The organism is Streptomyces sp. NPDC005262, assembly GCF_042872425.1.
GTDB lineage: Bacteria > Actinomycetota > Actinomycetes > Streptomycetales > Streptomycetaceae > Streptomyces.
The window spans coordinates 1-24,112 of record NZ_JBIAKK010000007.1 but is presented as its reverse complement, the minus strand read 5'-3'; the positions used below and the strand labels follow the sequence as shown (position 1 = coordinate 24,112).

Below are 24,112 nucleotides of genomic sequence, written 5' to 3'. Positions count from 1 at the left end.
GCCGCCCGCGGTTTCGGGAAGAAGCGGGCAAGGGAGAAAAACGCCCCCTCACCGCACCGCGACGAACGCAGCCACATCCCGCTCCCCGCGCTCCCGCGGCACCCCCGCAGCCCGACCAATGGCCACCGCTCCCAGCGGATCCCACTCCGCCGGCAGATCCAGCACCTCACGCACCACATCCCGGCAGAACATCGTCGAAGAGACCCACGCCGACCCGAGCTGCTCACCGGCCAGTGCCACCAGGAAGTTCTGGACGCCGGCCCCCGCCGCGACCACGAACATCTCGCGCTCCGCCGCATCCCGCCGCGCGTCCCCGTACGTGTGGGAGCCGTCCATCACCATGCACGGCACCGCCAGGTACGGCGCCCGGCGCAGCACGTCGCCCCGCCGCACCCGCTTGGCGATCGACTCCTCGCTCTTGCCGTCCCGCCGCAGGTCCGCGATCCACGCGTCCCGCATCGCGTCGAGCAGCCGCGTCCGCGACTCCTCGGACTCCAGGAGCACGAACCGCCACGGTGTCGTGTGATGCGGCGCCGGAGCCGTCACCGCCGCGGCCACGGCGCGGCGTACCGCTGCCGGGTCCACGGGCTCGTCCGTGAACTCCCGCACCGTACGCCGAAGGGTCACCGCTTCCCGTACCGCCTCGGACGTCCCGAGCCGGAACATGTCGTCGGCCGCGACCCGCACCAGCGCCCGGGCTCCCGGCGCGACGCCGTCGGCATCGCCACCGGACACCTTCGCCCCGCTCCCCGTGGCCACGGCATGCGAAAGTCCCCGCACCACCGCGACCGGCAGCCCCTCGGCCTTGCCCTTGACCAGGTCACCGGCCGAGGCCAGTTCATCGGCGGTGGCCACGACGGTCGCGCTCAGCGGGTTGCCGTACGCGTCGGTCCCGCCCCGCAGGTCATCCAGCACCCGCACCCCGGCCGCCCCGATCGCGACATCGGTCAGGCCGTTGCGCCACGGCCGCCCGAAGGTGTCCGTGACGACGACCCCGACCTCGACGCCGAGCGTGTCCCGCAGCCCGTCCCGGATCGTCCGGGCCGACGCGTCCGGGTCCTCGGGCAGCAGCAGCACCGTCCCGGCGGGGGTGTTCGAGGCATCGACCCCGGCAGCGGCCATGACGAGCCCCTGCCGGTTCTCGACGATCCGCAGCGTGCCGCGGCGCGCCACCACCCGTACCGTCTCGGCGTCGATCGCCGCCTCCCGGTCCGCCGCCTCGACGATCCGGCCCTCCGCCTTGGAGACGATCTTCGAGGTGACGAGGAGGATGTCGCCGTCCACCAGCCCCGGTTCGGTGGCGGCGATCAGCTTCGCGAGGTCGTCCCCGGTCCGTACCTCCGGCATCCCGGGCAGCGCCCACACCCGGTACGAGGGAGCCTCGCCGGAGGCCGCGCCGCCGCTCACGCCCGTACCTCCTCGGCCAGCACCAGCGCCTGACGCGCCATCTCGGCGGTCACGTCCACATCCGTCATCATCAGCGGCACGGCGCGGCAGCGGATGCCCGCTGCCTCCACGTCCTCGACCGCCCCGGCGTCCACCGTGTCGACGAGCCAGCCGTCGAGCAGCCCGGAACCGTAGTGCTGGGCGACGGCCGCGGCCGTCGACTCGACGCCCACCGCGGCGAGCACCTTGTCCGCCATGCCCCGCACCGGTGCGTTGCCGACGATGGGGGAGAGGCCGACGACCGGCACCCCGGCCTCGGCGATGGCTTCCCGGATCCCGGGTACGGCGAGGATGGTCCCCACCGACACGACAGGGTTGGACGGCGGGAAGAGGATGACGTCGGCCTCGGCGATGGCCTCGAGCACACCAGGCGCCGGCTTGGCCTGCTCCGCGCCGACCGGCACGATCGCACGGGCGGCCACGGAGGCACGCAGCTTCACCCAGTACTCCTGGAAGTGGATCGCGCGACTCTCGCCGTCCACCTCGATCGCGACATGCGTCTCGACGCGGTCGTCGGACATGGGCAGCAGCCGGACTCCAGGCTTCCAGCGGGAGCAGAGTGCCTCGGTGACGGCGCTGAGCGGGTAGCCCGCGCCCAGCATCTGCGTACGGACGATGTGTGTCGCGAAGTCACGGTCGCCGAGCCCGAACCACTCGGGTCCCACGCCGTATGCCGCGAGTTCCTCCTTGACCTGGAAGCTCTCGTCGGTACGTCCCCAGCCCTGCTCCTCGTTGATGCCACCGCCGAGGGTGTACATCACGGTGTCGAGGTCGGGGCAGACCTTCAGCCCGAACAGATGGATGTCGTCACCGGTATTGCCGATCACCGTGATGTCCGCGTCGGGCGCGGCCTGCTTGAGGCCACGCAGAAAACGAGCACCACCGATACCACCGGCCAGAACCACAATGCGCATGCACAACAGTCTGTCAGGCGAAGCCTGATCGTTGGTGGGGTGGTGGTGGGCGACGGGTGGGCTGTCGGGCGAAGCCTGATCGTTGGTGGGGTGGTGGTGGGCGACGGGTGGGCTGTCAGGCGGGTACGACGTCAGCGGCCGTCGGGGCGCACTGCGCCGCGTGCATCGGCATCTCGGTCAGACCCGGGTAGTAGACGTGCAGGCTGACGGCCGGTTCGAGGGAGTCGTTGACCACTTCGTGGACATATCCGGGCGCGAAGACGCGCTGCGCGCCGGGGTCCAGCGACCGGCTGCCGCGCTCCGTGCGCTCGGTCAGCTCGCCCTCCAGGACGGTCAGTACGCCGGAGGACAGTCCGTGGTCGTGCATTCCGCTGCCCTGGCCGGGGACCCAGCTGAGCAGCCACACCTCGTAGCCCGGGCCCGTGCGGAGCCGGTGGTACCAGCGGGTGGTCGCGTCGTACCGGACGAGCGACGCCCACTGCTCACGGTCGGCGGCGATGGCCCGGGCGAGTCCGACGAACTCGGCCACCGTGGACGGGTGCTTGCGTGCGGGCTGGAGGAGGTGCTGAACCTCGAGGATGTCGCCGGCGATCTGGAGGTCGCTGTCGCTGTTCATGGGTGCGGTGGTTCCTCGGCAAGGGAGTGCGGGCAGAAGTGCGGACGCAGATGCGGGGGTGTCGCGTTGACCCGAGGTCGTGGGGACCGGGCGCCCGCCGCGCGAGAAAAGCGGCTCGGCGGAGCGGAACCGGAGAGTCCGGGGTCCGAGGGTGGGCCGTGACTAGCTGGAGCGCGAGGGCTTCGACAGCGGGGACGGCATCAACAGCTGAGACAGCTGGAACAGCAACAGCGAGCCTGGACAGCGGTACGGAACCCACGGACGTGGGTGGTGCGCATCGCTGACTTTGCTGGCATGGCATCAAGGAGAACTGAGCAAAGCTCCCACTGTCAACTCAATGCCCGAATTGGCGGCAATGTTTCACCTCATCCGGTTACTCCAGTCGGAGAAAGGTTTGTGCAGTCGTTGTAACGGAGATGTGGCGCAACAACCGCGCCCTTAAACGTCGCAGTGGCCTCGTGACCCGACTGTGATCTTGATCGCTTCGGTGATCAAATCGAAACATGACCGTCCTCCGGGGCGTCTCACTCTGTGGCGGACGGGGCGTGGTGGAGCCTGTGGCATATGTCAGGTTTTTGGTGATTTGCACACTTTCTGCATAGGCTTGGTTCCGCAGAGTGAATACCGGGCCCAATAGCAGATCTCCGCTTGACTGGCTCGGATCCACACACTTGTAATTTCACTCGTGTCGTTCGGCCGATTCGATAACGGTCGCATCACGGGGACGCAAGAGACAGACGAGGGGCGCACATGACCGAGCTGTTCCAGCAACTGCTGGTCGAGGACGCGGACGAGGAACTCGGCTGGCAGGAGCGCGCACTGTGCGCCCAGACCGATCCCGAGTCCTTCTTCCCCGAGAAGGGCGGATCGACCCGCGAGGCGAAGAAGGTGTGCCTCGCCTGTGAAGTCCGGTCCGAATGCCTTGAGTACGCCCTTTCCAATGATGAACGTTTCGGTATCTGGGGCGGCCTTTCCGAGCGGGAACGGCGACGGCTGAAGAAGGCCGCGGTCTGACCGCGAAGCGCACAGGACCGCGAAGCGCACAGGACCGCGAAGCCGACGAAGCCGCGACGTCCACGAAGCCGCGGCGCCCGTGAGACCGCGACGTCCACGAACCCCGCAGTGCGACCGCCTGCCGGACCGGATCCGCCGGAGCCGCACGGCCACCGGAGCGCCACCGACCACGCTCCGGACCACCCACTGCATACCGCTCCGCACAACGCTGCGGCCCCCGACCGACATGGCCCGCCGCCTGCACCCTGCCCGCAGGCGGCGGGCCATTGGCATGTCCGCGGACCGTCGCGAGGCCGGTCCGCCGCCGTCCTCGTTCAGCCGCTCCGCGCCACCCCGGTTATCCGTACCGTTAGTGTGGGGCTCCGTCCGAGACGCGCCAACGCCCCGACGGAGCGCGCGTGTACACCGATGCAGCCCCCGGGGGGACGCCCCCCGGACCCGGCCGGAGGGCCCGTACCTCGATGTCCGTGCACAGCCAATCGACGGCGCCGTACGCGGCCGCCGCCGCCCCAGAGTTCCCCCGGCATGTCGTCACCGCCGTGCTCGTCTCCCATGACGGCGCACGCTGGCTGCCCGATGTGCTCGCCGGGCTGCTCGGGCAGGAACGCCCCGTACAGCACGTCGTCGCCGCCGACACCGGCAGCGCCGACGACTCCGCGCGGCTGGTCACCGACGCGCTCGGTGCCGAGCGCGTCCTGCACCTCGCACGCCGTACGAGCTTCGGCACGGCCGTCGACGAGGCGGTACGCACGGCCGGTGAACTCACCCCGGACGACCTGCCGTACCTGAAGCGTCCCAGCAGCTGGGACCCGGTCACCAGAAGCTGGCGCGACGACGCCTACGACCTGCCCGAACTGCCGCACGGCGAACCGGTGCAGTGGCTGTGGTTGCTCCACGACGACTGTGCGCCCGAGCCCGACGCGCTCGCCGAGCTGCTCCGCGTCGTCGACAGCGACCCGCACGCCGCGATCGTCGGCCCCAAGCTCCGCGGCTGGTACGACCGCAAGCAGCTCCTCGAGGTCGGCGTCTCCATCGCGAACAGCGGGCGCCGCTGGACCGGGCTCGACCGGCGTGAGCAGGACCAGGGCCAGCACGACCAGGTCCGTACCGTGCTGTCCGTCTCCTCCGCCGGCATGCTGATCCGCCGTGACCTCTGGGAGGAGCTGGGCGGGTTCGACCGCAGACTCCCGCTGATGCGTGACGACGTCGACCTCTGCTGGCGCGCGCACGCCGCCGGGTACCGGGTGCTCGTCGCCCCCGACGCCATCCTGCGGCATGCCGAGGCCTCCGCCAGGGAACGCCGGCCCATCGACTGTGCGGGCCGCTTCGTCGCCTCCCCGCACCGGGTCGACAAGGCCGGTGCCGTCTACGCGATGCTCGTCAACGCCCGCGGCAAGATGCTGCCGTGGGTGCTGCTCAGGCTCGTCCTCGGCACTCTGGTGCGTACCCTCGCCTATCTCGTCGGCAAGGTCCCCGGCCAGGCACTCGACGAGGTCGCCGGACTCTTGGGCACTCTGCTGCGACCCGGCAGGATCTTCGCTGCCCGGCGCAGACGCGGCAAGGGAGTGGTGGACGCGGCCGAACTGCGCGGGCTGTTCCCGCCGCCCGGCGCGACCGTCCGCGCCACCTTCGAACAGGTCGCCGGAAACTTCGGCAGCGGGTCCGACGCCGACTCGGGCGGCTCACGGCACGGCGCCGTCGAGTCCGGACCGGGCGGTGACGACGCCGACTTCCTGGAGATCGAGCAGTTCGCACGGCTCAAGCGGATCGGCCGTAAGCCCGGCCCGGTGCTCTTCGCCGTCCTGCTCCTCGTCTCGCTCGTCGCCTGCCGCGGCCTCCTCGGCGGCGGGGCACTGGCGGGCGGCGCGCTGCTGCCCGCGCCCGCGGACGTCTCCGACCTGTGGGGGCGGTACGCGGACGGCTGGCACCCGGTCGGCACCGGCGGCACCCAGACCGCACCGCCCTACCTCGCCGTGATCTCCGCCCTGTCCGCGCTGTTCCTCGGCTCGACCGGCTTCGCGCTCACGCTGCTCCTGGTCTGCTCCGTGCCGCTCGCCGGACTCACCGCGTACTTCGTCTCCCGCCCGCTGCTCGAATCGCGGCTGCTGCGGGCCTGGGCGAGCATCGCGTACGCCTTCCTGCCGGCGGCGACCGGCGCCCTCGCGACCGGCCGCCTCGGCACCGCCGTACTGGCGATCCTGCTGCCGCTCATCGCTCGCACCGCCGTCTCCGCGTACGGGATGCGCAGCAGCGGGGACGCCCGTGGCAGCTGGCGCGCCACCTGGGCGTACACCCTGCTCCTCACCCTGGCGATGGCTTTCACGCCCGTCGTCTGGCCGCTGGCCGTGGTCCTCGGCATCGGTGTCCTCGCACTGCGCCGCCATGACGTCGCCGCGTACGGACTCCGCTTCCTCGCCACGATCGGCACCCCGCTGCTCGTCCTCGCGCCGTGGTCGCTGTCGCTGCTGGGCAACCCTTCGTCGTTCCTGAAGGAAGCGGGGCTGGAGTTCGGTACGGGCTCGGCCTCCGCACTCGATCTGCTCGGGATCAGCCCCGGTGGCCCGAATGCCGTGGGCGGCGTACTGCTGCTCGGCATCGTGCTCGCGGCACTGGCCGCGCTGCTGCGCGGGGAACGGCAGTTCGCGGTGCGCGCCGCCTGGGCCGTCGCGCTCGTCGCCCTGGTCTTCGCCGGACTTACCAACGGCTCCGGCTGGGCCGGACCCGCCACCCTCGTCTACGGCATCGCGCTGATCGCCGCCGCGCTCGTCGGTGCGGACGGCGCACGGGTGCGTGTCGCGGAGCTGAGCTTCGGCTGGCGCCAGCCCGTCGCCGGGCTGATCGCCGTCGCCGCGGTACTGGCCCCCGCGGTGGCCGCCGCCGGCTGGATGATCGGCGGCGCCGCGGGACCGCTGGAGCGCCGGGATCCGGTGCAGGTTCCCGCGTTCGTCGCGGAGGAGAGCAGCACCCGTGACCAGCCGCGCACGCTGGTGCTCGGCGGAAGTTCGCCGGCCTCCGTCTCGTACACCCTGGTCCGCGGCTCCGGCGCGCGGCTGGGTGACGCCGAGCTGGCCGCGTCGGGCGGCGGCAACAGCCACCTCGACAAGGTCGTCGCCAACCTGGTCGCGGGCTCCGGCGCCGACCAGGGCAGCCAGCTCAGCGGGTTCGCGATCCGTTACGTGCTCGTACGGGACGGGGCACCGCGCGAGATGAGCCGGGTGCTCGACGCGACCCCGGGGCTGAGCCGGCTGAGCCAGCTGGACGGCAGCGCGCTGTGGCGCGTCGACCGCCAGATCGCCCGGATCATGATCGTTCCATCCGGCGCCGGTGGCGAACAGCTGCCCGTCGGTTCCCAGCCCGTCGAGGCGCACTCCAAGATCCCGGCGGGCGGCTCCGGCCGGGTGCTGCGGATCGCCGACACGGCGGACTCCGGCTGGCACGCCACGCTCAACGGCCGGGCGCTGACCGGCAGGACCGCCGACGGCTGGGCGCAGGGCTTCGAGCTCCCCGCCGAGGGCGGCAGGCTGGACCTCACGTACGAGACGCCGTTCACCCACACCGCATGGATCTGGGCCCAGGCCGCGCTCGGCGTGGTCCTGCTGGTCCTGGCCCTGCCGGGCCGCCGCCGCGAGATCGACGACGACCTGCCCGAGGAGTCCGCGACGGTTCCGGCCGAGCCGGTCGCGGGCGAGGGACGCCGGGCCCGCAGGCTGCGCGCGGCCGCGCAGGCGGAGGCGGCCGAGGACGGCGACTACGACGGCGACGACTTCGGCGACGGCGCGGAGCGGCCGGCGGAAGCGGCGGGTGAATACATCCCCGCACAGCAGACGACCGACCCGTACGCGCAGCAGCCGGAAGGGGCCGACGCCTACGGTCACCCGCACCAGGCCCCGGATCCCTACGACCCGCAGGGCGACGGCCAGTACGCGCCCCAGGGCGAGGACGGCCAGTACGCGTCCGTTCCGCAGCAGCACCAGTACGGCGAGTGGGACGCCCAGCAGCAGTACCAGGGCGGCGAGTACGCGCAGTACCAGGGCGAGCAGCAGCCCGACGCCGATCCGTACCAGCAGGGCGCCGCCCAGGCGTACGACCCGTACGGCTACCCGCAGCAGCAGTACGACCAGGGCCAGTACGACCCGAACCAGGGCGGACAGTACGACCAGGGTCAGTACGGCCAGTACGAGCAGGGCACGTACGACCCGCAGGCGCCGTACAGCGGGCAGGCCCCGTACGACCCGCAACACCCCGACGAGAACCCCGCCCCGGCCCAGAACCCGTGGCCGACCGGTAACGCATCGCGAGGCGAGTCAGAGTGAAGTCCACCAACCTGTCCCTCATCGCGGGCACCGTAGCCCTCGCCGCCGTCACCGGCTTCGCCGCGCTCTCCGCGCCCGGTGACGCGGACGCCACGGGGGCGACGGCCGCCGCGCGGCTGCCCGTGGAGCGGTCCAGCCTGCTTTGCCCGGCACCCGGCCTCTCGGAGCTCGCGGAGACGACGTACACGTCCTTCACCCCGGCGTCCGCGGGCAGCGGCGAGGCCGGTACCGCGGAACTGAAGCCGTCCGTGCCCACCAACGCGGACGCCGGCGACGGGGCCCCCGCCAAGAAGGACACGAAGAAGAAGGCCGCGGACTCCGACAAGCCGGTCGTCTCCCTCAAGGAGCCGGGCAAGCCGGCCACCGCCGACGCGTCCGGCGCCGACGCCCCCGCCCTGGTCGGCACCGCCACCGGCAAGCTGGCCCCCGGCTGGACCACCCAGCAGACCACCACGGTCAGCACGGGCGCCTCCCGCGGCCTGCTCGGGGTCAGCTGCACCGGACCCGACACGGACTTCTGGTTCCCGGCCGCCAGTACCGCGAAGTCCCGCGAGGACTACGTCCATCTCACCAACCCGGACGACACCGCCGCCGTCGCCGACATCGAGCTGTACGGGCCGGACGGCTCGCTCAAGTCCGACGTGGGCGAGGGCATCACGGTCCCCGCCAGATCCAGCGTCCCGGTCCTGATCTCCACCCTGACCAGCGAGGCCGCCGACGATGTGACGATCCACGTCACCACCCGTACCGGACGTGTCGGAGCCGTCGTGAGGGCGGCGGACGGCGTGACGGGCAGCGACTGGCTCACCGCCTCCGTCGACCCGACGGGCACCCTGGTCCTCCCGGGTATCCCGGCGGACGCCACCTCCGTACGGCTGGTGGCCTTCGCCCCCGGCGAGGAGGACGCCGACCTGAAGCTGAAGCTGCTGGGCAAGACCGGAGCGATCTCGCCTGCCGGGCACGAGGATCTCCACGTCAAGTCCAGCATGACCGCGAGCGTCGACCTGAAGAACATCACCAGGGGTGAAGCGGGTTCGCTGCTGCTGACCCCGGCACAGAGCGGACAGGCCACCCCGGTGGTGGCCGCGCTGCGTGTGGTCCGCGGCACCGGTGACAAGCAGGAGGTCGCGTACATCCCGGCGACCGGACCGGTGGGCGCGCAGGCCACGGTGGCCGGCAACCGGGCGAAGGGGTCGGTCCTCTCCCTCACCGCGCCGGGCGCCACGGGCACGGTGAAGGTCACGGCGTCCGCCGGCAGCGGGGGCGGCGAACGGACCGTCAAGACGTACACGGTGAAGGGCGGTACGACGCTCGCGGTCACCCCGCAGGTGCCGGACGGGCTCAAGGGAAGCTACGCGCTGACCGTCGAGACGGAGTCGGGCGGCCCGGTGCACGCGGCCCGCACGCTCACTCTGCCGCAGGACGGCATCCCGATGTTCACGGTGCAGACGCTCCCGGACGACGGCGGAACGGTCGAGGTGCCGACGGCGGAGCAGGACCTCTCGGTCCTGGACGACTGAGCAACGGGTACGGGGGCGGCGCCTGACACAGCACGCCCCCGCACCCGCACTCACGCCCCCCTTGAGGGAGTGCCCGGCGGATCCGTGGCGCCGAGCGTGATCCGTCAGGCCCTAGTCCTGGCCGTACCGCGGGTCGACCGACTCCGGGGACAGCCCGAGCAGCTCCGCGACCTGCTCCACCACGATCTCGTGCACCAGCAGCGCACGCTCGTCGCGGCTCTTGGTCCGGATCTCGACGGGGCGCCGGTAGACGACGATCTGCGCGGGCTGGTCCTTCGCCGCGGACACCGCGCGCCCCAGCGGCACGGTCTCCTCCTGCGTCCCCGGTACGTCGAGGACCATGAAGTCGACATCGGCCAGCTGCGGCCAGCGGCGCTCCAGCCGCTCCACCGAATCCTGTACGAGATCGCGGAAGGTCTCCGCCCTGCTGACCGAGAGAGGCACCTGGGGCGGCGCCACGGGGCCGCGCATGCCGCGGCCGTGGCGGTCACGACGGCGGGGACGCGGTTCGGATCGCGGCTCGGACGGGTGGGGCGGCGGTACAGGACTGTCCATCACCGACGCAGCGTAACTCCCGGCGGGGCAGTGGGATCGCCGCTCACCGGCAGGGCGGCGGCATGTCCACCGTTGAACATTCCGGCCAACGTTGAGCCCGTTTCAGGCCCTGTCCGCGACCGCTGATCTCTTACGTAATGACAGCTTTTGTATCGAGTGGTAACCGGAATCGTTGCCGTTGCGACCTGCGGTTCTCTCTTCCGACGCAGGTCAGGGTAGTTGCCCGAAAGGCGGTTGTGCCGGAGGTCACAGTGCGACACGGTGGGGTGACCTGAGGGAGAGTCGTCGCAGCCCGCTCAAGAGTGCGGTACCGTCCAACATCGTGAGCCCTGTACGTCGCTGTTCGCGCACTGCGTGCGGCCGCCCTGCCGTCGCGACACTGACGTACGTCTATGCCGACTCGACTGCGGTCCTCGGCCCGCTCGCCACCTATGCCGAGCCCCACTGCTACGACCTCTGTGCCGAGCACGGTGAGCGGCTGACTGCGCCGCGCGGCTGGGAAGTGGTCCGGCTCTCGGACCCCTCCGCGCCCACGCGCCCCAGCGGTGACGATCTCGAAGCGCTCGCCAACGCCGTACGGGAAGCGGCGCGTCCGCACGAGCGCGCAGCCGATGTCAGAGGCGGCGGCCCGCGCGCCGCGGACCCGATGGAGGTCGCGCGCCGCGGTCATCTTCGGGTGCTGCGCTCGCCGGATTCCTGACCGCAGCGTGCTGCTCGGCGCCCTCCGCCCATGATTTCCCGTTACAAGTTTTCTCGTACGGACCATTGACCAATTCTTGTCGTGGACACGACGATTCCCCCACCCGTGAGAAATGTTTTTCCGCATCACGGAATCCGGGGAGGCCTGTGTGTTTGTCCAGCAACTCGAGCCCGTAGCCGATTCGCTCGCCATGTCCGCTCTGGTCGCGACGCTTCCCCTGGTCACCGTGCTGGTGCTGCTCGGGGCGGTCCGGATGCGGGCACACCGCGCCGGACTCATCGGCCTCGTCGTCGCGGTCGCCGTCAGCTCGCTCGCGTACGGCATGCCGCTCGGGCAGACCGTCTCCGCAGGTGCTCAGGGCGTGCTCTTCGGCCTCTTCCCCATCATGTGGATCGTCGTCAACGCCCTCTGGGTGTACCGGATGACCGTGCGTACCCAGCACTTCGACATCCTCCGCCGCTCCTTCGGCCGGCTCTCGGACGACCCTCGCATCCAGGCACTGGTCATCGCATTCTGCTTCGGCGCGCTCCTCGAAGCCCTCGCCGGATTCGGTGCGCCCGTCGCGATCTCGTCCGTGATGCTGGTGGCGCTCGGATTCGACCCGGTGAAGGCGGCCGTCGTCTCGCTCGTGGCCAACACCGCACCGGTCGCGTTCGGCGCCATGGGCACGCCGGTGGTGACGCTCGCCCAGATCACCGGGCTGCCGCTGGACGACGTGGCCTCCGTCGTGGGTCGCCAGACCCCGCTGCTGGCCCTTCTCGTACCCTTGATCCTGGTCTTCCTGGTGGATGGAAGGCGCGGGCTGCGCGAGACCTGGCTGCCCGCACTCGTCTGCGGGATCGCCTTCGCCGGTGCCCAGTTCGCAGCCTCCAACTACGTCTCCGCCCAGCTGGCGGACATCGCCGCCGCGCTCGTGGGCGCGGCCGCACTGATGGCCGTCCCCGGGGCACGCAGGCCGGCCGAGGAACCGGTGCGTGCGGCCGTCCTGACAGGCGTACGGAGCGGGGACCTCGATCACGAGGACCCGCACCGCGAAGTACTGCGCGCCTACGTCCCGTACGCCCTCATCGTCGCCGTCTTCTCCGTCGCCCAGATCCCGCCGGTCAAGGAACTGCTGGCCGAGGCGACCCGGGTCTTCGACTGGCCCCTGCTCGACGTCGCGAACCCGGCGGGCAAGCCGGTCGGCGCCAACCTCTTCACGCTCCCGCTCATCGCCACGGGCGGCACCCTCGTCCTGCTGGCCGGCCTGATCGCCACCGTCGCACTCGGTGTACGTCCCCGGGACGCGGCGCGCGAATGGGTGGGCACGGTGTACGAACTGCGGTACGCGATCCTCACCGTGACCTCCGTACTGGCACTCGCGTACGTCATGAACCTCTCCGGGCAGGCTGCCACGATCGGCCAGTTCGTGGCAGCGGCGGGCGCCGGGCTGGCCTTTCTCTCACCGGTGCTCGGCTGGTTCGGCGTCGCCGTCTCCGGCTCCGACACCTCCGCGAACGCACTCTTCGGCGCACTCCAGGTCTCGGCGGCACGCGAATCGGGTCTCTCTCCGGAGCTGCTCGCCGCGGCGAACAGCTCCGGTGGGGTGCTCGGCAAGATGATCTCCCCGCAGAACCTGACGATCGCGTGTGCGGCGGTCGGTCTGGCCGGGCGCGAGGGGGACCTGCTGCGCAAGGTGCTGCCGTGGAGCCTGGGACTGCTGCTGGTGATGTGCCTGATCGTGCTGGCGCAGAGCACGGCGGTGCTGGGCTGGATGCTGCCTTGAGCACAGGAGCAGGTCCGGCCGCCGATCGACGACCGAGCAGTGACCGGCCGCACCCGGTCACCCTGGGCCCAGCCGGGCAGCCGGGCACCGCGCCTCCGCCCAGCCACGAGACCCCACGGCCTGCCCGGACGGTCGCCGGGTAGTTTGGGCGGTCCGCAGAAACCTCAGGAGGACCGGCCCGTGGCTGCTGATCTGTCGCAGATCGTCAAGGCGTACGACGTGCGCGGAGTCGTGCCCGACCAGTGGGACGAATCGCTGGCCGAGGAGTTCGGAGCGGCGTTCGTCGAGGTGACGGATGCCGAAGCGATCGTGATCGGCCACGACATGCGGCCCTCGTCGCCCGGCCTCTCGGCGGCTTTCGCGCGCGGTGCGGCCTCGCGCGGTGCGGACGTCACCCTCATCGGCCTCTGCTCGACCGACCAGCTGTACTTCGCCTCCGGCAGCCTCGGCCTGCCCGGTGCGATGTTCACGGCCTCGCACAACCCGGCGCAGTACAACGGCATCAAGCTGTGCCGGGCGGGCGCCGCGCCGGTCGGCCAGGACACCGGGCTCTCCGAGATCCGCGCCCTGATCGAGAAGTGGGCCGAGCAGGGCGTACCGAAGCCGGTCGCCACTCCCGGTACCGTCACCGAGCGCGAGACCCTCACCGACTACGCGGCCCACCTGCGGACCCTGGTGGACCTGACGGCCATCCGTCCGCTGAAGGTCGTGGTCGACGCCGGCAACGGCATGGGCGGCCACACCGTCCCCACCGTCCTCGAAGGTCTCCCGCTCGACGTCGTCCCCATGTACTTCGAGCTGGACGGAACGTTCCCCAACCACGAGGCCAACCCCCTCGACCCGAAGAACCTCGTCGACCTCCAGGCCCGGGTCCTGGCCGAGGGCGCCGACCTGGGCCTCGCCTTCGACGGTGACGCGGACCGCTGCTTCGTCGTCGACGAGCGCGGCGCGGGCGTCTCCCCGTCCGCCATCACCGCCCTGGTCGCGGCCCGCGAACTCGCCCGCAACGGCGGCAAGGGCACCGTCATCCACAACCTGATCACGTCCTGGTCGGTCCCCGAGGTCGTCCGCGAACACGGCGGCACCCCGGTCCGTACCCGCGTCGGCCACTCTTTCATCAAGGCGGAGATGGCCGCACACGGCGCGATCTTCGGCGGCGAACACTCCGCGCACTACTACTTCCGCGACTTCTGGAACGCCGATACGGGCATGCTCGCCGCCCTCCACGTGCTGGCCGCCCTCGGCGGCCAGCCGGGCACGCTGTCGGAACTGGTCGCACAGTACGACCGCTACACCGGCTCCGGCGAGATCAACTCCACGGTCGGCGACCAGCCCGGCCGCACAGCGGCGGTGCGCGCCGCCTTCGAGACCCGCGACCACATCACCCTCGACGAACTGGACGGCCTGACCGTCACGGCACCGGACTGGTGGTTCAACCTCCGCGCCTCCAACACCGAACCGCTGCTGCGCCTGAACGTGGAAGCACGCGACGAAGAGACGATGACGGCGGTACGCGACGAAGTCCTGGCCTTGGTCCGAGGCCAGGCAGCATCGAACGACCCCGATGTCTGAGGACACCTGAGAGAGCGCCCGAGGGGCCCTTCACGGCGCGCCGGGCCTCCGGCCCGCCCGGCGCTCGACGGCGTCCTTCCGGCCCGTCCGGCCCTCGAGGACCGGGGTTCCGGGGTGGATCCCCGGTTCCGGGAGGGGCAGGCAGGGCAACAGCCGGCCGTGGGCGCCCCCACCGCACCCGCGGGGCGACCGCACCACCCCCCCGGCCAGGCCGCGCCCCCGTCACCCCGGCGGTAGGCTGACCTCGCCCGATCCGCGCGAACCCGAACCTCCTGTTCGAATGCTTGAAGGGACTCACCCCATGCCGCTCGAAGCCGGCCTCCTGGAGATCCTCGCCTGCCCGGCCTGCCACTCCCCGCTCGACGACCGATCGGCAGCCGACAGCCCCGAGCTGGTCTGCACCGGCACGGACTGCGGCCTGGCCTACCCGGTCCGGGACGGCATCCCCGTACTCCTGGTCGACGAGGCCCGCCGCCCCGCGTAGCGCGAGGCACGGGAGCGCCGCCGCCCACCGGGCCGGGCGCCCCACCCCCGTACACCCGCAGCCCGCACGGTGATCAGCACGTGATCGGAGGCCCGTCCCCATGCTCGACGAGTCGTTGCTCGACGCCCCGGAAGCCCTGGCCCGAGCCGACCGCCGCGGTCTGCTCCGCGGCGCCGCCGAGGCAGGGGCGCGCGTCCGTACCGCCGCCCGGCATGCGGCGGAGGCCGGGATCACCGAGCTGGCCCCGGAGGGCCGCCCACGAGCCGTCCTGGTAGCAGGATCCGGCACCGCCGCAGCCGGCGTCGCCGATCTGATCGGCGCGCTCGCGGGAGCCTCCGCACCTGTGACCCGTATCCACCCCACGGGCGTCGCACCTGCCGCGGGCGCCATGCGCTGGACGCTCCCCGGCTGGGCCGGCTCCGTGGACCTGCTGCTGATCGTCACGGCAGACGGCTCCGAACCGGGCCTCGCCCTGCTCGCCGAACAGGCCTACAGGCGCGGCTGCACGGTCGTCGCCGTCGCCCCCCGGCAGTCCCCGTTGCGTGAAGCGGTCGACGGGGCGCACGGCCTCGTCGTACCGATGGCGTCCGCCCCGCACGGCGAGTACGACGCCGAGACGTCGGCCGCCGGACCCGGCACGCTCTGGGCCCTGTTCACGCCGCTCCTCGCTCTGCTCGACCGGGTCGGCCTGATCACCGCACCCGCCGAGACGCTCCAGAGCGTCGCCGACCGCCTGGACCGCACCGCGGAACGCTGCGGCCCGGCCATCGCCACGTACAGCAACCCGGCCAAGACGCTCGCCGCCGAACTCGCCGACAGCCTGCCGCTCGTCTGGACGGAAGGCGATGCCGCGGGGCCGGTCGGGCGCCGGTTCGCCGCTGTCCTCGCCGAGCTGTCGGGCCGCCCGGCCCTCGCCGCCGAACTCCCCGAGGCCCTCCCCGCCCATGGGGCGCTGCTGGCGGGCACCTTCGCTGCAGGGGCCGACCCCGACGACTTCTTCCGCGACCGGGTCGACGAGGCGGAGGCTCTGCACGCCCGGGTCGTCCTGCTCCGCGACCGGCCCGCCGGCGGTCTGAGCGCCGCCCCCGCCGCCCGCGAACTGGCCCTCGGCCACGACACGGCGATCAGTGAACTCGAACCGGACGAGGGCAGCGAACTCGAAGCCCTCGCCGAGCTCCTCGCGGTCACCGACTTCGCCGCCGTCTACCTGGCACTGGCCTCGGCAGCCCACGCCTGACCGCACCGCACGCCCGTACCGGGCACGACCCTCGCACCACGCACAGCCCCACCGCACCACACGACCACCGCGCGATCCGCGCATCTCACGAGGACGAACTCTCCATGGACCGGCTCTCCAACACCGTGCGCCCTTACGCCTGGGGCTCCACCACCGCCATTCCCGAGCTGCTCGGCGTCGCCCCCACCGGCGAGCCCCAAGCCGAGATGTGGATGGGCGCCCACCCCGGAGCCCCTTCCCGCCTCACCCGCATATCCGGCGCCTCGGAAGCCCCCACGGAGCAGCCGCTCACCGACATCATCGCCGCCGACCCGGAGCGCGAGCTGGGCCCGGCCGCCGTCGAGAAGTTCGGCCCCCGCCTGCCCTTCCTCCTCAAGCTGCTCGCCGCAGGCGCCCCCCTCTCGCTCCAGGTCCACCCCGACCTCGAGCAGGCCAGGAAGGGGTACGAGGACGAGGAGCGCCGGTCCGTCCCGATCGACGCAGCTCACCGCACGTACAAGGACGCCAACCACAAGCCCGAACTGATCTGCGCGCTCACCCCCTTCGAAGGCCTCTGCGGTTTCCGCAGGCCCACCGAGGCGGCGCAGGCCATGGCGGCACTCGGTGTCGACTCCCTGAAGCCGTACGTCGATCTCCTCGGCGCCCACCCCGAAGAGGCGGCCCTGCGCGAGGTGCTCACGGCGATCCTCACCGCGGACCCCGTCGAGATGGCCGAGACGGTGACCGCCGCGGCGGCCGCCGCCGAACGCCTCGGCGGCGCCCACGCCCCGTACGCCCGCATCGCACACCACTTCCCCGGCGACCCGGGCGTCCTCGCGGCGATGCTGCTGAACTACGTACAACTCCAGCCCGGTGAGGCCCTGTTCCTCGGCGCGGGGGTCCCGCACGCCTACCTCGGCGGCCTCGGCGTCGAGATCATGGCCAACTCGGACAACGTGCTGCGCTGCGGACTGACGCCCAAGCACATCGACGTCCCCGAACTGCTGCGCATCGTCCGCTTCGAAGCGACCGACCCCGGCATCCTGCGTCCTGAGGCGTCCCCTTCCGGCGAGGAGCTGTACGAGACCCCGGTCGACGAGTTCCGGCTGTCGCGCTTCGACCTCTCGCCCGGCGCCGCCCCCGTAGACCTGACCAGGCCCACCCCGCAGATCCTGCTCTGCACCGCGGGCGCACCTCGCGTCGGCACTCTCGGTCTCACGCCGGGCGCCTCGGTCTTCGTACCGTCGGGCGAAACGGTCGAAGCGTCCGGTACCGGCACTCTGTTCCGCGCCACAGTGGTGGCCTGACGTACCGTCCGCATCAGCGGCTGCAACAATGTCCGGCCGTGCCGCGGCGCCAGGGCCGCAGCACCGAAGAAGGGACACCAGGCACCCATGAGTGCGTCAGGCGGAACCAAGGCGATCGTGGCGGCACTCGCCGCCAATCTCGCGATCGCAGTGGCCAAATTCGTGGCGTTCCTGTTCAGTGGCTCGTCATCGATGCTCGCGGAGAGCGTCCACTCGGTCGCCGACTCGGGCAACCAGGGGCTGCTGCTGCTCGGCGGCAAGAAGTCCCTGCGCGAAGCCACCCCCCAGCACCCCTTCGGCTACGGGCGCGAGCGGTACATCTACGCCTTCCTCGTCTCCATCGTCCTGTTCTCGGTCGGTGGCATGTTCGCGGTCTACGAGGGCTACGAGAAGATCCTGCACCCGCACGAGCTCGAGGCCTGGTACTGGCCGGTCGGCGTGCTGGTCTTCGCGATCATCGCCGAGGGCTTCTCCTTCCGGACCGCCATCAAGGAGTCCAACGAGAGCCGCGGCGAGCTCACGTGGACCCAGTTCGTCCGCCGGGCCAAGGCCCCCGAGCTCCCGGTCGTCCTCCTGGAGGACCTCGGCGCGCTGATCGGTCTGGTACTCGCCCTCTTCGGTGTGGGCCTGACCCTGGCGACCGGCAACGGCGTGTGGGACGGCATCGGCACGCTGTGCATCGGCATCCTGCTCATCGGCATTGCGATCGTCCTCGCAGCAGAGACGAAGTCCCTGCTGCTCGGCGAGGCCGCCGACACCGACCAGGTCGAAAAGATCAAGGCTGCGGTCGTCGACGGCGAAACCGTCACCCGCATCATCCACATGCGTACGCTCCACCTCGGCCCGGAAGAGCTGCTGGTCGCCGCCAAGATTGCGGTCCAGCACGACGACACCGCCACCGAGGTCGCCAACGCCATCAATGCCGCCGAGTCCCGCATCCGCGAGGCCGTCCCGATCGCCCGGGTCATCTATCTGGAACCGGACATCTTCAACGAGGCCGCAGCCGCCACGGGCACCAACCCGGCCAAGGCCCCGGACGCTCCTGAGACGCCTGACGACGCCCCGACGCCATCCGACCACTGATCCCACCCGCACCCGCACCCCCGCCCCGGCCCCCCTCCCGATCACTTCCGGCCCCGGGCGGGCTGGGAGCGGTCGGCCCGATCGGTGTAGATTCGATGGCAGTGTCAGACGTCGCTGCTGATGGCGGTCGGCCGCTCCGCGCATGCGGACCGGGCGAGGGAGAGAGGGCCTCCGACGGACTGCGCTGCGTGCACCCGGGCATTTCTGTGCCCGTCGCCGCAGAGCCAGCCGTACCCACCCTCGACACCCACTACGAGGAGCAGCCCGTTATGACGACGGTCGCCAATCGACAGGACTTCAAGGTCGCCGACCTCTCCCTCGCGGAGTTCGGCCGCAAGGAGATCACGCTCGCCGAGCACGAGATGCCCGGCCTGATGTCGATCCGTAAGGAGTACGCCGCCGCGCAGCCGCTCGCCGGCGCCCGCATCACCGGCTCGCTGCACATGACCGTGCAGACCGCCGTGCTGATCGAGACCCTGGTCGCCCTCGGCGCCGAGGTCCGCTGGGCCTCCTGCAACATCTTCTCCACCCAGGACCACGCCGCCGCGGCCATCGCCGTCGGTCCGAACGGCACCCCGGACGCCCCCGCCGGCGTCCCGGTCTTCGCCTGGAAGGGCGAGACGCTCGAAGAGTACTGGTGGTGCACGGAGCAGGCCCTGACCTGGCCGAACACCCCCACCGGCGGCCCCAACATGATCCTCGACGACGGTGGTGACGCCACCCTCCTCGTCCACAAGGGCGTCGAGTTCGAGAAGGCGGGTGCGGCCCCGGACCCGTCGACCGCGGACAGCGAGGAGTACGGCCACATCCTCACTCTGCTGAACCGCACCCTCGGCGAGTCCCCGCAGAAGTGGACCCAGCTGGCGTCCGAGATCCGCGGCGTCACCGAAGAGACCACGACCGGTGTGCACCGTCTGTACGAGATGCACCGCGACGGCACGCTCCTCTTCCCGGCGATCAACGTCAATGACGCCGTCACCAAGTCCAAGTTCGACAACAAGTACGGCTGCCGCCACTCCCTGATCGACGGCATCAACCGCGCCACCGACGTCCTCATCGGCGGCAAGACCGCCGTCGTCTGCGGCTACGGCGACGTGGGCAAGGGCTGCGCGGAGTCCCTGCGCGGCCAGGGCGCCCGCGTCATCATCACCGAGATCGACCCGATCTGCGCCCTCCAGGCGGCGATGGACGGCTACCAGGTCGCCACGCTCGACGACGTGGTCGCCCAGGCCGACATCTTCGTCACCACGACGGGCAACAAGGACATCATCATGGCCGCCGACATGGCCAAGATGAAGCACCAGGCGATCGTCGGGAACATCGGCCACTTCGACAACGAGATCGACATGGCCGGCCTCGCCAAGATCGAGGGCATCGTCAAGGACGAGGTCAAGCCGCAGGTCCACACCTGGACGTTCCCCGACGGCAAGGTCATCATCGTGCTGTCCGAGGGCCGCCTGCTGAACCTGGGCAACGCCACCGGCCACCCCTCGTTCGTGATGTCCAACTCTTTCGCGGACCAGACCCTGGCCCAGATCGAGCTGTTCACCAAGCCCGAGGAGTACCCGACCGACGTCTACGTGCTGCCCAAGCACCTCGACGAGAAGGTCGCCCGCCTCCACCTTGCCGCGCTCGGCGTGAAGCTCACGACGCTCCGCCCCGAGCAGGCCGCGTACATCGGCGTCGAGGTCGAAGGCCCGTACAAGCCCGACCACTACCGCTACTGATCCGGCACCGGTCCCGCCCGTCATCGACCACACGGCCCCCCGCCGGCCGGTGACCGGTCACTGACGGCAGGAACCGCCGCAGCCTCAGCAGCAGATACGAGCGCAGGCCCCCGCACCCCCGTGTCGGGGGCCTGCGCCGTACCGCACCCGCACAGCCCGAGGAACCCGAAGGACCCCATGCCACGCGGCCGTTATTCGCTCCACGATCCTCACGACCACACCCCCCTCGGCGAAGAACACTTCCACTGCGCCCCCGGCCCCTCCGGCTGGCGCTACGTCTCCCAGACCATCGCCCCCTCCGGCGACCATCTCGGCTCCGTCGATCTGGCCCTCGACGAACTCGGTCGCCCCATCCGCCTCGAACTGCACGCCGCGAGCTGGCAGATCCGCGGCGCCGCCCTCGAAGGCGTCACCTGGGTCCGTACCGACCCCACCGGCACTCATGCCACCGAAGGCAATGTCCGTGCCCACGGCTTCACCGGCACATCCCCCGCATTCCTCATCGCGACCTCGCGCCTGCTGCGCCTCACCCCCGGTTCCCCCGCGACCCGCGTCCGTCTCGTCGCCTTCACGGACCCGGTCCTCGCCCCCCGTACGGTCGACCAGTCCTGGGCCCTGGTGAACAGTGAAGCGCACGCCACTGACAACGGCCCTCTTGTGGTGGACGAATACCAGGTCAACGCCCTCGACACGGGCGAACAGCACACCATCCACATCGCCGGCGACGTAGTCCTCTCGGCCCCCGGCATCGAGCTCGAACACCTGGAAACCCCGCCCAGCCCTTAGAGGTTGCCCCGCAACCGGTGCGGTGGGTGAGTGCGTTGACGGGCCGTGTGCTTGTGAGGACGGCGAGTCGACGAGATCGCCGGCAACGTGGACGACGGCACGCGCGTGCCCACCCGCGACGCGGTGCCCTCTCGGGACTGCCTCCCGCGAGCAGGGCGCGACGGGACATGTGCTCCGAGGCGTAGCTGCGGCGCCCAGGCCGGGACCGGGCTTCCCTGTGAACAGGCAGCATGCGACGATCCAGATCGACAAGGGGCCACAGGACGGTTCCGTCGGACAGACGGGGGACCCGTGATCTTTGTTGTTTCCATGGTGGTCGTGCTCGCGGCCGCGGTCGGGGTGTGCCTGGTCGCACCGCGGCGCAGAGGCGGTTCCGGGGAACGCGGGGCACTGGAGCGTGGCGCAGCGGACCAGGGACTCGCACGAACGCTGGGAACGGCGAGCGCTACGAGGCAGAACACGGGGCCCTTTGGGCCCTGAGCCCTGGCCTCAGCCGGCCAACTGCTCCACAACATGAACCCCAGGCGATAACTGCCCCCCATACGGGACAACTTCTAGGCCGGCGGCGCGAACCCCGTACCCGGCTTCCGGCCTCCCGGCCCCTCCGCCACAGAAACCCCAGGTTGAACAGGAGCCGCAGGGACAGCGGGCGCCACAGGGGAAACAGACACCACAGAGGAAACAGTGGTGCCTGGGGCGACCGAGCCGACCGCCCCCGCAGCCCCCACCGGCGCCGAACCAACTCCCACGGCCTCCCCGATGTGATCGGCCGGTGCAGCGGGGAACACCCGCCGGGCATCCCGCGCCTGCCGCTCGTTCACCACGCCGGCCAGATACGCCGCGGCCGGCACCCCCGGCGGCACCGGAACCCCGGTCCGTACCACCAGCTCACCGGCCAGCCGCTCCGCCATGGACAGCCCCACCTCCGCGTCGAGCTGCTGCATCCGCGTCAGGTACTGCCGTATCGCCAGCCACAGCTCGTCCGGCACCGCTGACAGATCCAGCCCGGCGAACCGCCCGACCAGCCACGGCGGCGGAGGCGGCACGGCGGTCCCCCGACCGGCCGACACCCGCTCCCGCACGACGAGTGTCCCCGCGAAGACATCCCCGAGCCGTCGCCCCCGCGCCGACACCAGCGACGCGATGCAGGCGAAGACCCCGAGCGTCATCAGAATCTCGACGACGCCCATCGCCCCGCGCACCAGCGCGTGCCGGAACCGGATCGGACCCCCGTCGTCCCGTACCACCCGGAGCCCACACGCGAGCTTCCCCAGCGAACGTCCATGGCTGAGGGTCTCGACCGCGATCGGCCCGCCCACGAGCACCAGCAGAAAGGTCGCGACGGCTATGGCTGCACTGGCCGCCTCGTCCAGCGTCACCGTCGCAATGGCCAAACCGATCGACACCAGGATGAACACGATCCAGACCACGACAAGATCGATCGCCAGAGCCAACGCACGGCTCGGCAGCCTCGCCGGCCGCAGCCCCAGTACGACCGCGTCCCCGGTCACAAGCTCACTCATCGCCGCCCACCCTTCGCCGACCTTCTCTGACCCTCGGGCGCTCAGTCTGCCAAGCTGACCCGCAGCGCGCCGCAGTACTACGGACCCGTACGCACCCATGCCTGGAGCAGCAGCCGACCATGGATCTCGACGTATTCGTGACCGCCCACCGAACCGAGTGGGACCGCCTGGACCATCTCCTGCACCGCGGGCGCCGACTCACCGGCACGGAAGCCGACGAGCTCGTCGCTCTCTACCAGCGGACGGCCACGCATCTCTCGCTGATCCAGTCCAGCGCCCCCGACCCGATGCTCACCGCGCGCCTCACCCAGCTCGTGGCCCGCGCCCGATCCACGGTGACGGGAACCCGCCGGGCCTCCTGGCGCGACGCCACCCGCTTCCTGACAGCCGGCTTCCCCGCCGCGGTCTACCGCTCCAGGCACTGGTGGATACCCACGGCCGTCCTCTCGACGCTGCTGGCCGCACTCATGGGCTGGTGGATCGGCACCCACCCGGAAGTCCAGTCGGCCATCGCCGCCCCGGACGATCTGCGTCGCCTGACCAGCCCCGGTGGGGAGTACGAGACGTACTACTCCAGCCACCCGGCGGCCTCGTTCGCAGCTCAGGTCTGGACGAACAACGCCCAGGCCGCCGCGATGTGCCTGGTCCTGGGGGCGTTCCTGTGTGTCCCGGTGATCTGGATCCTCTTCGTCAACGTCCTCAATCTCGCGGTCGGCATCGGTCTGATGTCGTCGGCCGGCCGCCTCGACACCTTCCTCGGCCTGATCCTCCCGCACGGCCTGCTCGAACTGACCGCGGTGTTCGTCGCAGCCGGAACGGGCCTCCGCCTGGGATGGACGGTCATCGACCCCGGCCCGCAGACCCGGCGATCCGCCCTCGCGCAACAAGGCCGGGCCGCGATCGGCATGGCCATAGGCCTGGCCCTGGTTCTCTTCGTCTCCGGCGCCATCGAAGGTTTCGTCACCCCGTCGGGCCTCCCGACCTGGAGCCGCATCGCCATAGGCATAGCGGCCGAACTGGCCTTTCTCGCCTACGTCTATGTACTGGGAGGCCGAGCGGCCCGCGCCGGCGAGGTGGGAGACGTCGATGCCACCGAGCGGAGCGCTGAGCTCCCCGCCGCCGCCTGATGTGCGTACGACCCCGCTGACCTGCTAGTCTCCTCCTCGCCCCAAAAAACCGTTGACATGGTGGACAGGGGGAGGTAGATTCTAACGGTTGAGTCGGACTGGACAAGTCAGGACCCAACAGCTAGTCTCCATCTCGCTCACTGGAAATTGAATTCCTGAAGAGCCGTCGATTCCTTTATCTGGGCCACGAAGCCGATTAGCTCGGCCGAAACGCTTCTGATAAAGTCGAATCAGCCGAAAGGCAAAGGTCACTCCAACGGCCATCGGAATCAAATTCGGACCGGAAACGGAACGAAAATGAGTCTGGTAAGGTTGGGCCCGCCGGAAAGGGAAACGCGAAAGCGAATACCTGGAAAGCGGAACCTGCTTCGACCGGGAATCGGACACGAAAGAGTCTGATAGAGTCGGAAACGCAAGATCGAAGGGAAAAGCCCGGAGGAAAGC

18 protein-coding genes are annotated in these 24,112 nt (G+C 70.8%); 13 read left to right on the top strand and 5 right to left on the bottom strand.

The genetic code is table 11. The annotated features are described in order from the left end of the window. Positions 1–48 precede the first annotated feature (48 nt). From ACFYP5_RS19070 to ACFYP5_RS19060, 3 genes are all read right to left on the bottom strand, one after another. On the bottom strand, positions 49–1,407 hold the full coding sequence (locus ACFYP5_RS19070; RefSeq protein ID WP_389037137.1) for a coenzyme F420-0:L-glutamate ligase: 1,359 nt from the start codon (positions 1,405–1,407) through the stop codon (positions 49–51). Continuing rightward, positions 1,404–2,360 (bottom strand): 2-phospho-L-lactate transferase, encoded by a 957-nt coding sequence (gene cofD, locus ACFYP5_RS19065; RefSeq protein WP_389037134.1) that lies wholly within the window; start codon positions 2,358–2,360, stop codon positions 1,404–1,406. The genes ACFYP5_RS19070 and cofD overlap by 4 nt, the downstream gene beginning before the upstream one ends. A 115-nt stretch (positions 2,361–2,475) precedes the next feature. Further along, positions 2,476–2,976 (bottom strand): cysteine dioxygenase, encoded by a 501-nt coding sequence (locus tag ACFYP5_RS19060; RefSeq protein WP_389037132.1) that lies wholly within the window; start codon positions 2,974–2,976, stop codon positions 2,476–2,478. Between the two features lie 750 nt (positions 2,977–3,726). On the opposite strand from ACFYP5_RS19060, the gene ACFYP5_RS19055 reads away from it, so the two are divergent. From ACFYP5_RS19055 to ACFYP5_RS19045, 3 genes are all read left to right on the top strand, one after another. Continuing rightward, positions 3,727–3,990 (top strand): WhiB family transcriptional regulator, encoded by a 264-nt coding sequence (locus tag ACFYP5_RS19055; protein WP_030927001.1) that lies wholly within the window; start codon positions 3,727–3,729, stop codon positions 3,988–3,990. Between the two features lie 461 nt (positions 3,991–4,451). After that, positions 4,452–8,303 (top strand): glycosyltransferase, encoded by a 3,852-nt coding sequence (locus tag ACFYP5_RS19050; RefSeq protein WP_389037129.1) that lies wholly within the window; start codon positions 4,452–4,454, stop codon positions 8,301–8,303. Continuing rightward, a complete protein-coding gene (locus tag ACFYP5_RS19045) occupies positions 8,300–9,823 on the top strand; it encodes a DUF5719 family protein (RefSeq protein ID WP_389037126.1) in 1,524 nt (507 codons plus the stop codon). The genes ACFYP5_RS19050 and ACFYP5_RS19045 overlap by 4 nt, the downstream gene beginning before the upstream one ends. Before the next feature lie 111 nt (positions 9,824–9,934). Here ACFYP5_RS19045 and ACFYP5_RS19040 read toward each other — a convergent pair whose 3' ends face one another. Further along, positions 9,935–10,378, bottom strand: coding sequence for a metallopeptidase family protein (locus tag ACFYP5_RS19040; RefSeq protein ID WP_389037876.1), 444 nt, complete (start codon positions 10,376–10,378; stop codon positions 9,935–9,937). Positions 10,379–10,700: 322 nt separating this feature from the next. Here ACFYP5_RS19040 and ACFYP5_RS19035 point away from each other — a divergent pair, with 322 nt between their 5' ends. The 9 genes from ACFYP5_RS19035 to ACFYP5_RS18995 all read left to right on the top strand — a co-directional run bounded on the left by ACFYP5_RS19035 (position 10,701) and on the right by ACFYP5_RS18995 (position 21,018). Next, positions 10,701–11,078 (top strand): DUF3499 domain-containing protein, encoded by a 378-nt coding sequence (locus ACFYP5_RS19035; RefSeq protein ID WP_389037123.1) that lies wholly within the window; start codon positions 10,701–10,703, stop codon positions 11,076–11,078. Between the two features lie 148 nt (positions 11,079–11,226). Beyond that, positions 11,227–12,843 carry an L-lactate permease gene (locus ACFYP5_RS19030; RefSeq protein ID WP_389037120.1) on the top strand — a complete coding sequence of 539 codons (1,617 nt, stop codon included), beginning with the start codon at positions 11,227–11,229 and terminating at the stop codon, positions 12,841–12,843. A gap of 180 nt (positions 12,844–13,023) precedes the next feature. Continuing rightward, complete coding sequence (locus ACFYP5_RS19025) at positions 13,024–14,415, top strand: phosphomannomutase/phosphoglucomutase (RefSeq protein WP_389037117.1); 1,392 nt, start codon at positions 13,024–13,026, stop codon at positions 14,413–14,415. 301 nt (positions 14,416–14,716) lie between these two features. After that, positions 14,717–14,899 (top strand): Trm112 family protein, encoded by a 183-nt coding sequence (locus tag ACFYP5_RS19020; RefSeq protein ID WP_030927015.1) that lies wholly within the window; start codon positions 14,717–14,719, stop codon positions 14,897–14,899. A 100-nt stretch (positions 14,900–14,999) separates the two neighbouring features. Continuing rightward, positions 15,000–16,136, top strand: a complete 1,137-nt coding sequence (locus ACFYP5_RS19015) for an SIS domain-containing protein (protein WP_389037114.1) — start codon at positions 15,000–15,002, stop codon at positions 16,134–16,136. A 104-nt stretch (positions 16,137–16,240) separates the two neighbouring features. Next, a complete protein-coding gene (gene manA / locus ACFYP5_RS19010; protein WP_389037112.1) occupies positions 16,241–17,422 on the top strand; it encodes a mannose-6-phosphate isomerase, class I in 1,182 nt (393 codons plus the stop codon). Positions 17,423–17,509: 87 nt separating this feature from the next. Next, positions 17,510–18,505, top strand: a complete 996-nt coding sequence (locus tag ACFYP5_RS19005) for a cation diffusion facilitator family transporter (protein ID WP_389037109.1) — start codon at positions 17,510–17,512, stop codon at positions 18,503–18,505. 269 nt (positions 18,506–18,774) lie between these two features. Then, positions 18,775–20,232, top strand: coding sequence for an adenosylhomocysteinase (gene ahcY / locus ACFYP5_RS19000; protein ID WP_030927023.1), 1,458 nt, complete (start codon positions 18,775–18,777; stop codon positions 20,230–20,232). Between the two features lie 177 nt (positions 20,233–20,409). Then, positions 20,410–21,018 carry a hypothetical protein gene (locus ACFYP5_RS18995; protein WP_389037106.1) on the top strand — a complete coding sequence of 203 codons (609 nt, stop codon included), beginning with the start codon at positions 20,410–20,412 and terminating at the stop codon, positions 21,016–21,018. 554 nt (positions 21,019–21,572) lie between these two features. On the opposite strand, the gene ACFYP5_RS18990 is transcribed toward ACFYP5_RS18995, so the two are convergent. Next, positions 21,573–22,541 (bottom strand): RDD family protein, encoded by a 969-nt coding sequence (locus ACFYP5_RS18990; protein WP_389037104.1) that lies wholly within the window; start codon positions 22,539–22,541, stop codon positions 21,573–21,575. 119 nt (positions 22,542–22,660) lie between these two features. Here ACFYP5_RS18990 and ACFYP5_RS18985 point away from each other — a divergent pair, with 119 nt between their 5' ends. Then, positions 22,661–23,668 (top strand): stage II sporulation protein M, encoded by a 1,008-nt coding sequence (locus ACFYP5_RS18985; RefSeq protein ID WP_389037103.1) that lies wholly within the window; start codon positions 22,661–22,663, stop codon positions 23,666–23,668. Positions 23,669–24,112 lie beyond the last annotated feature (444 nt).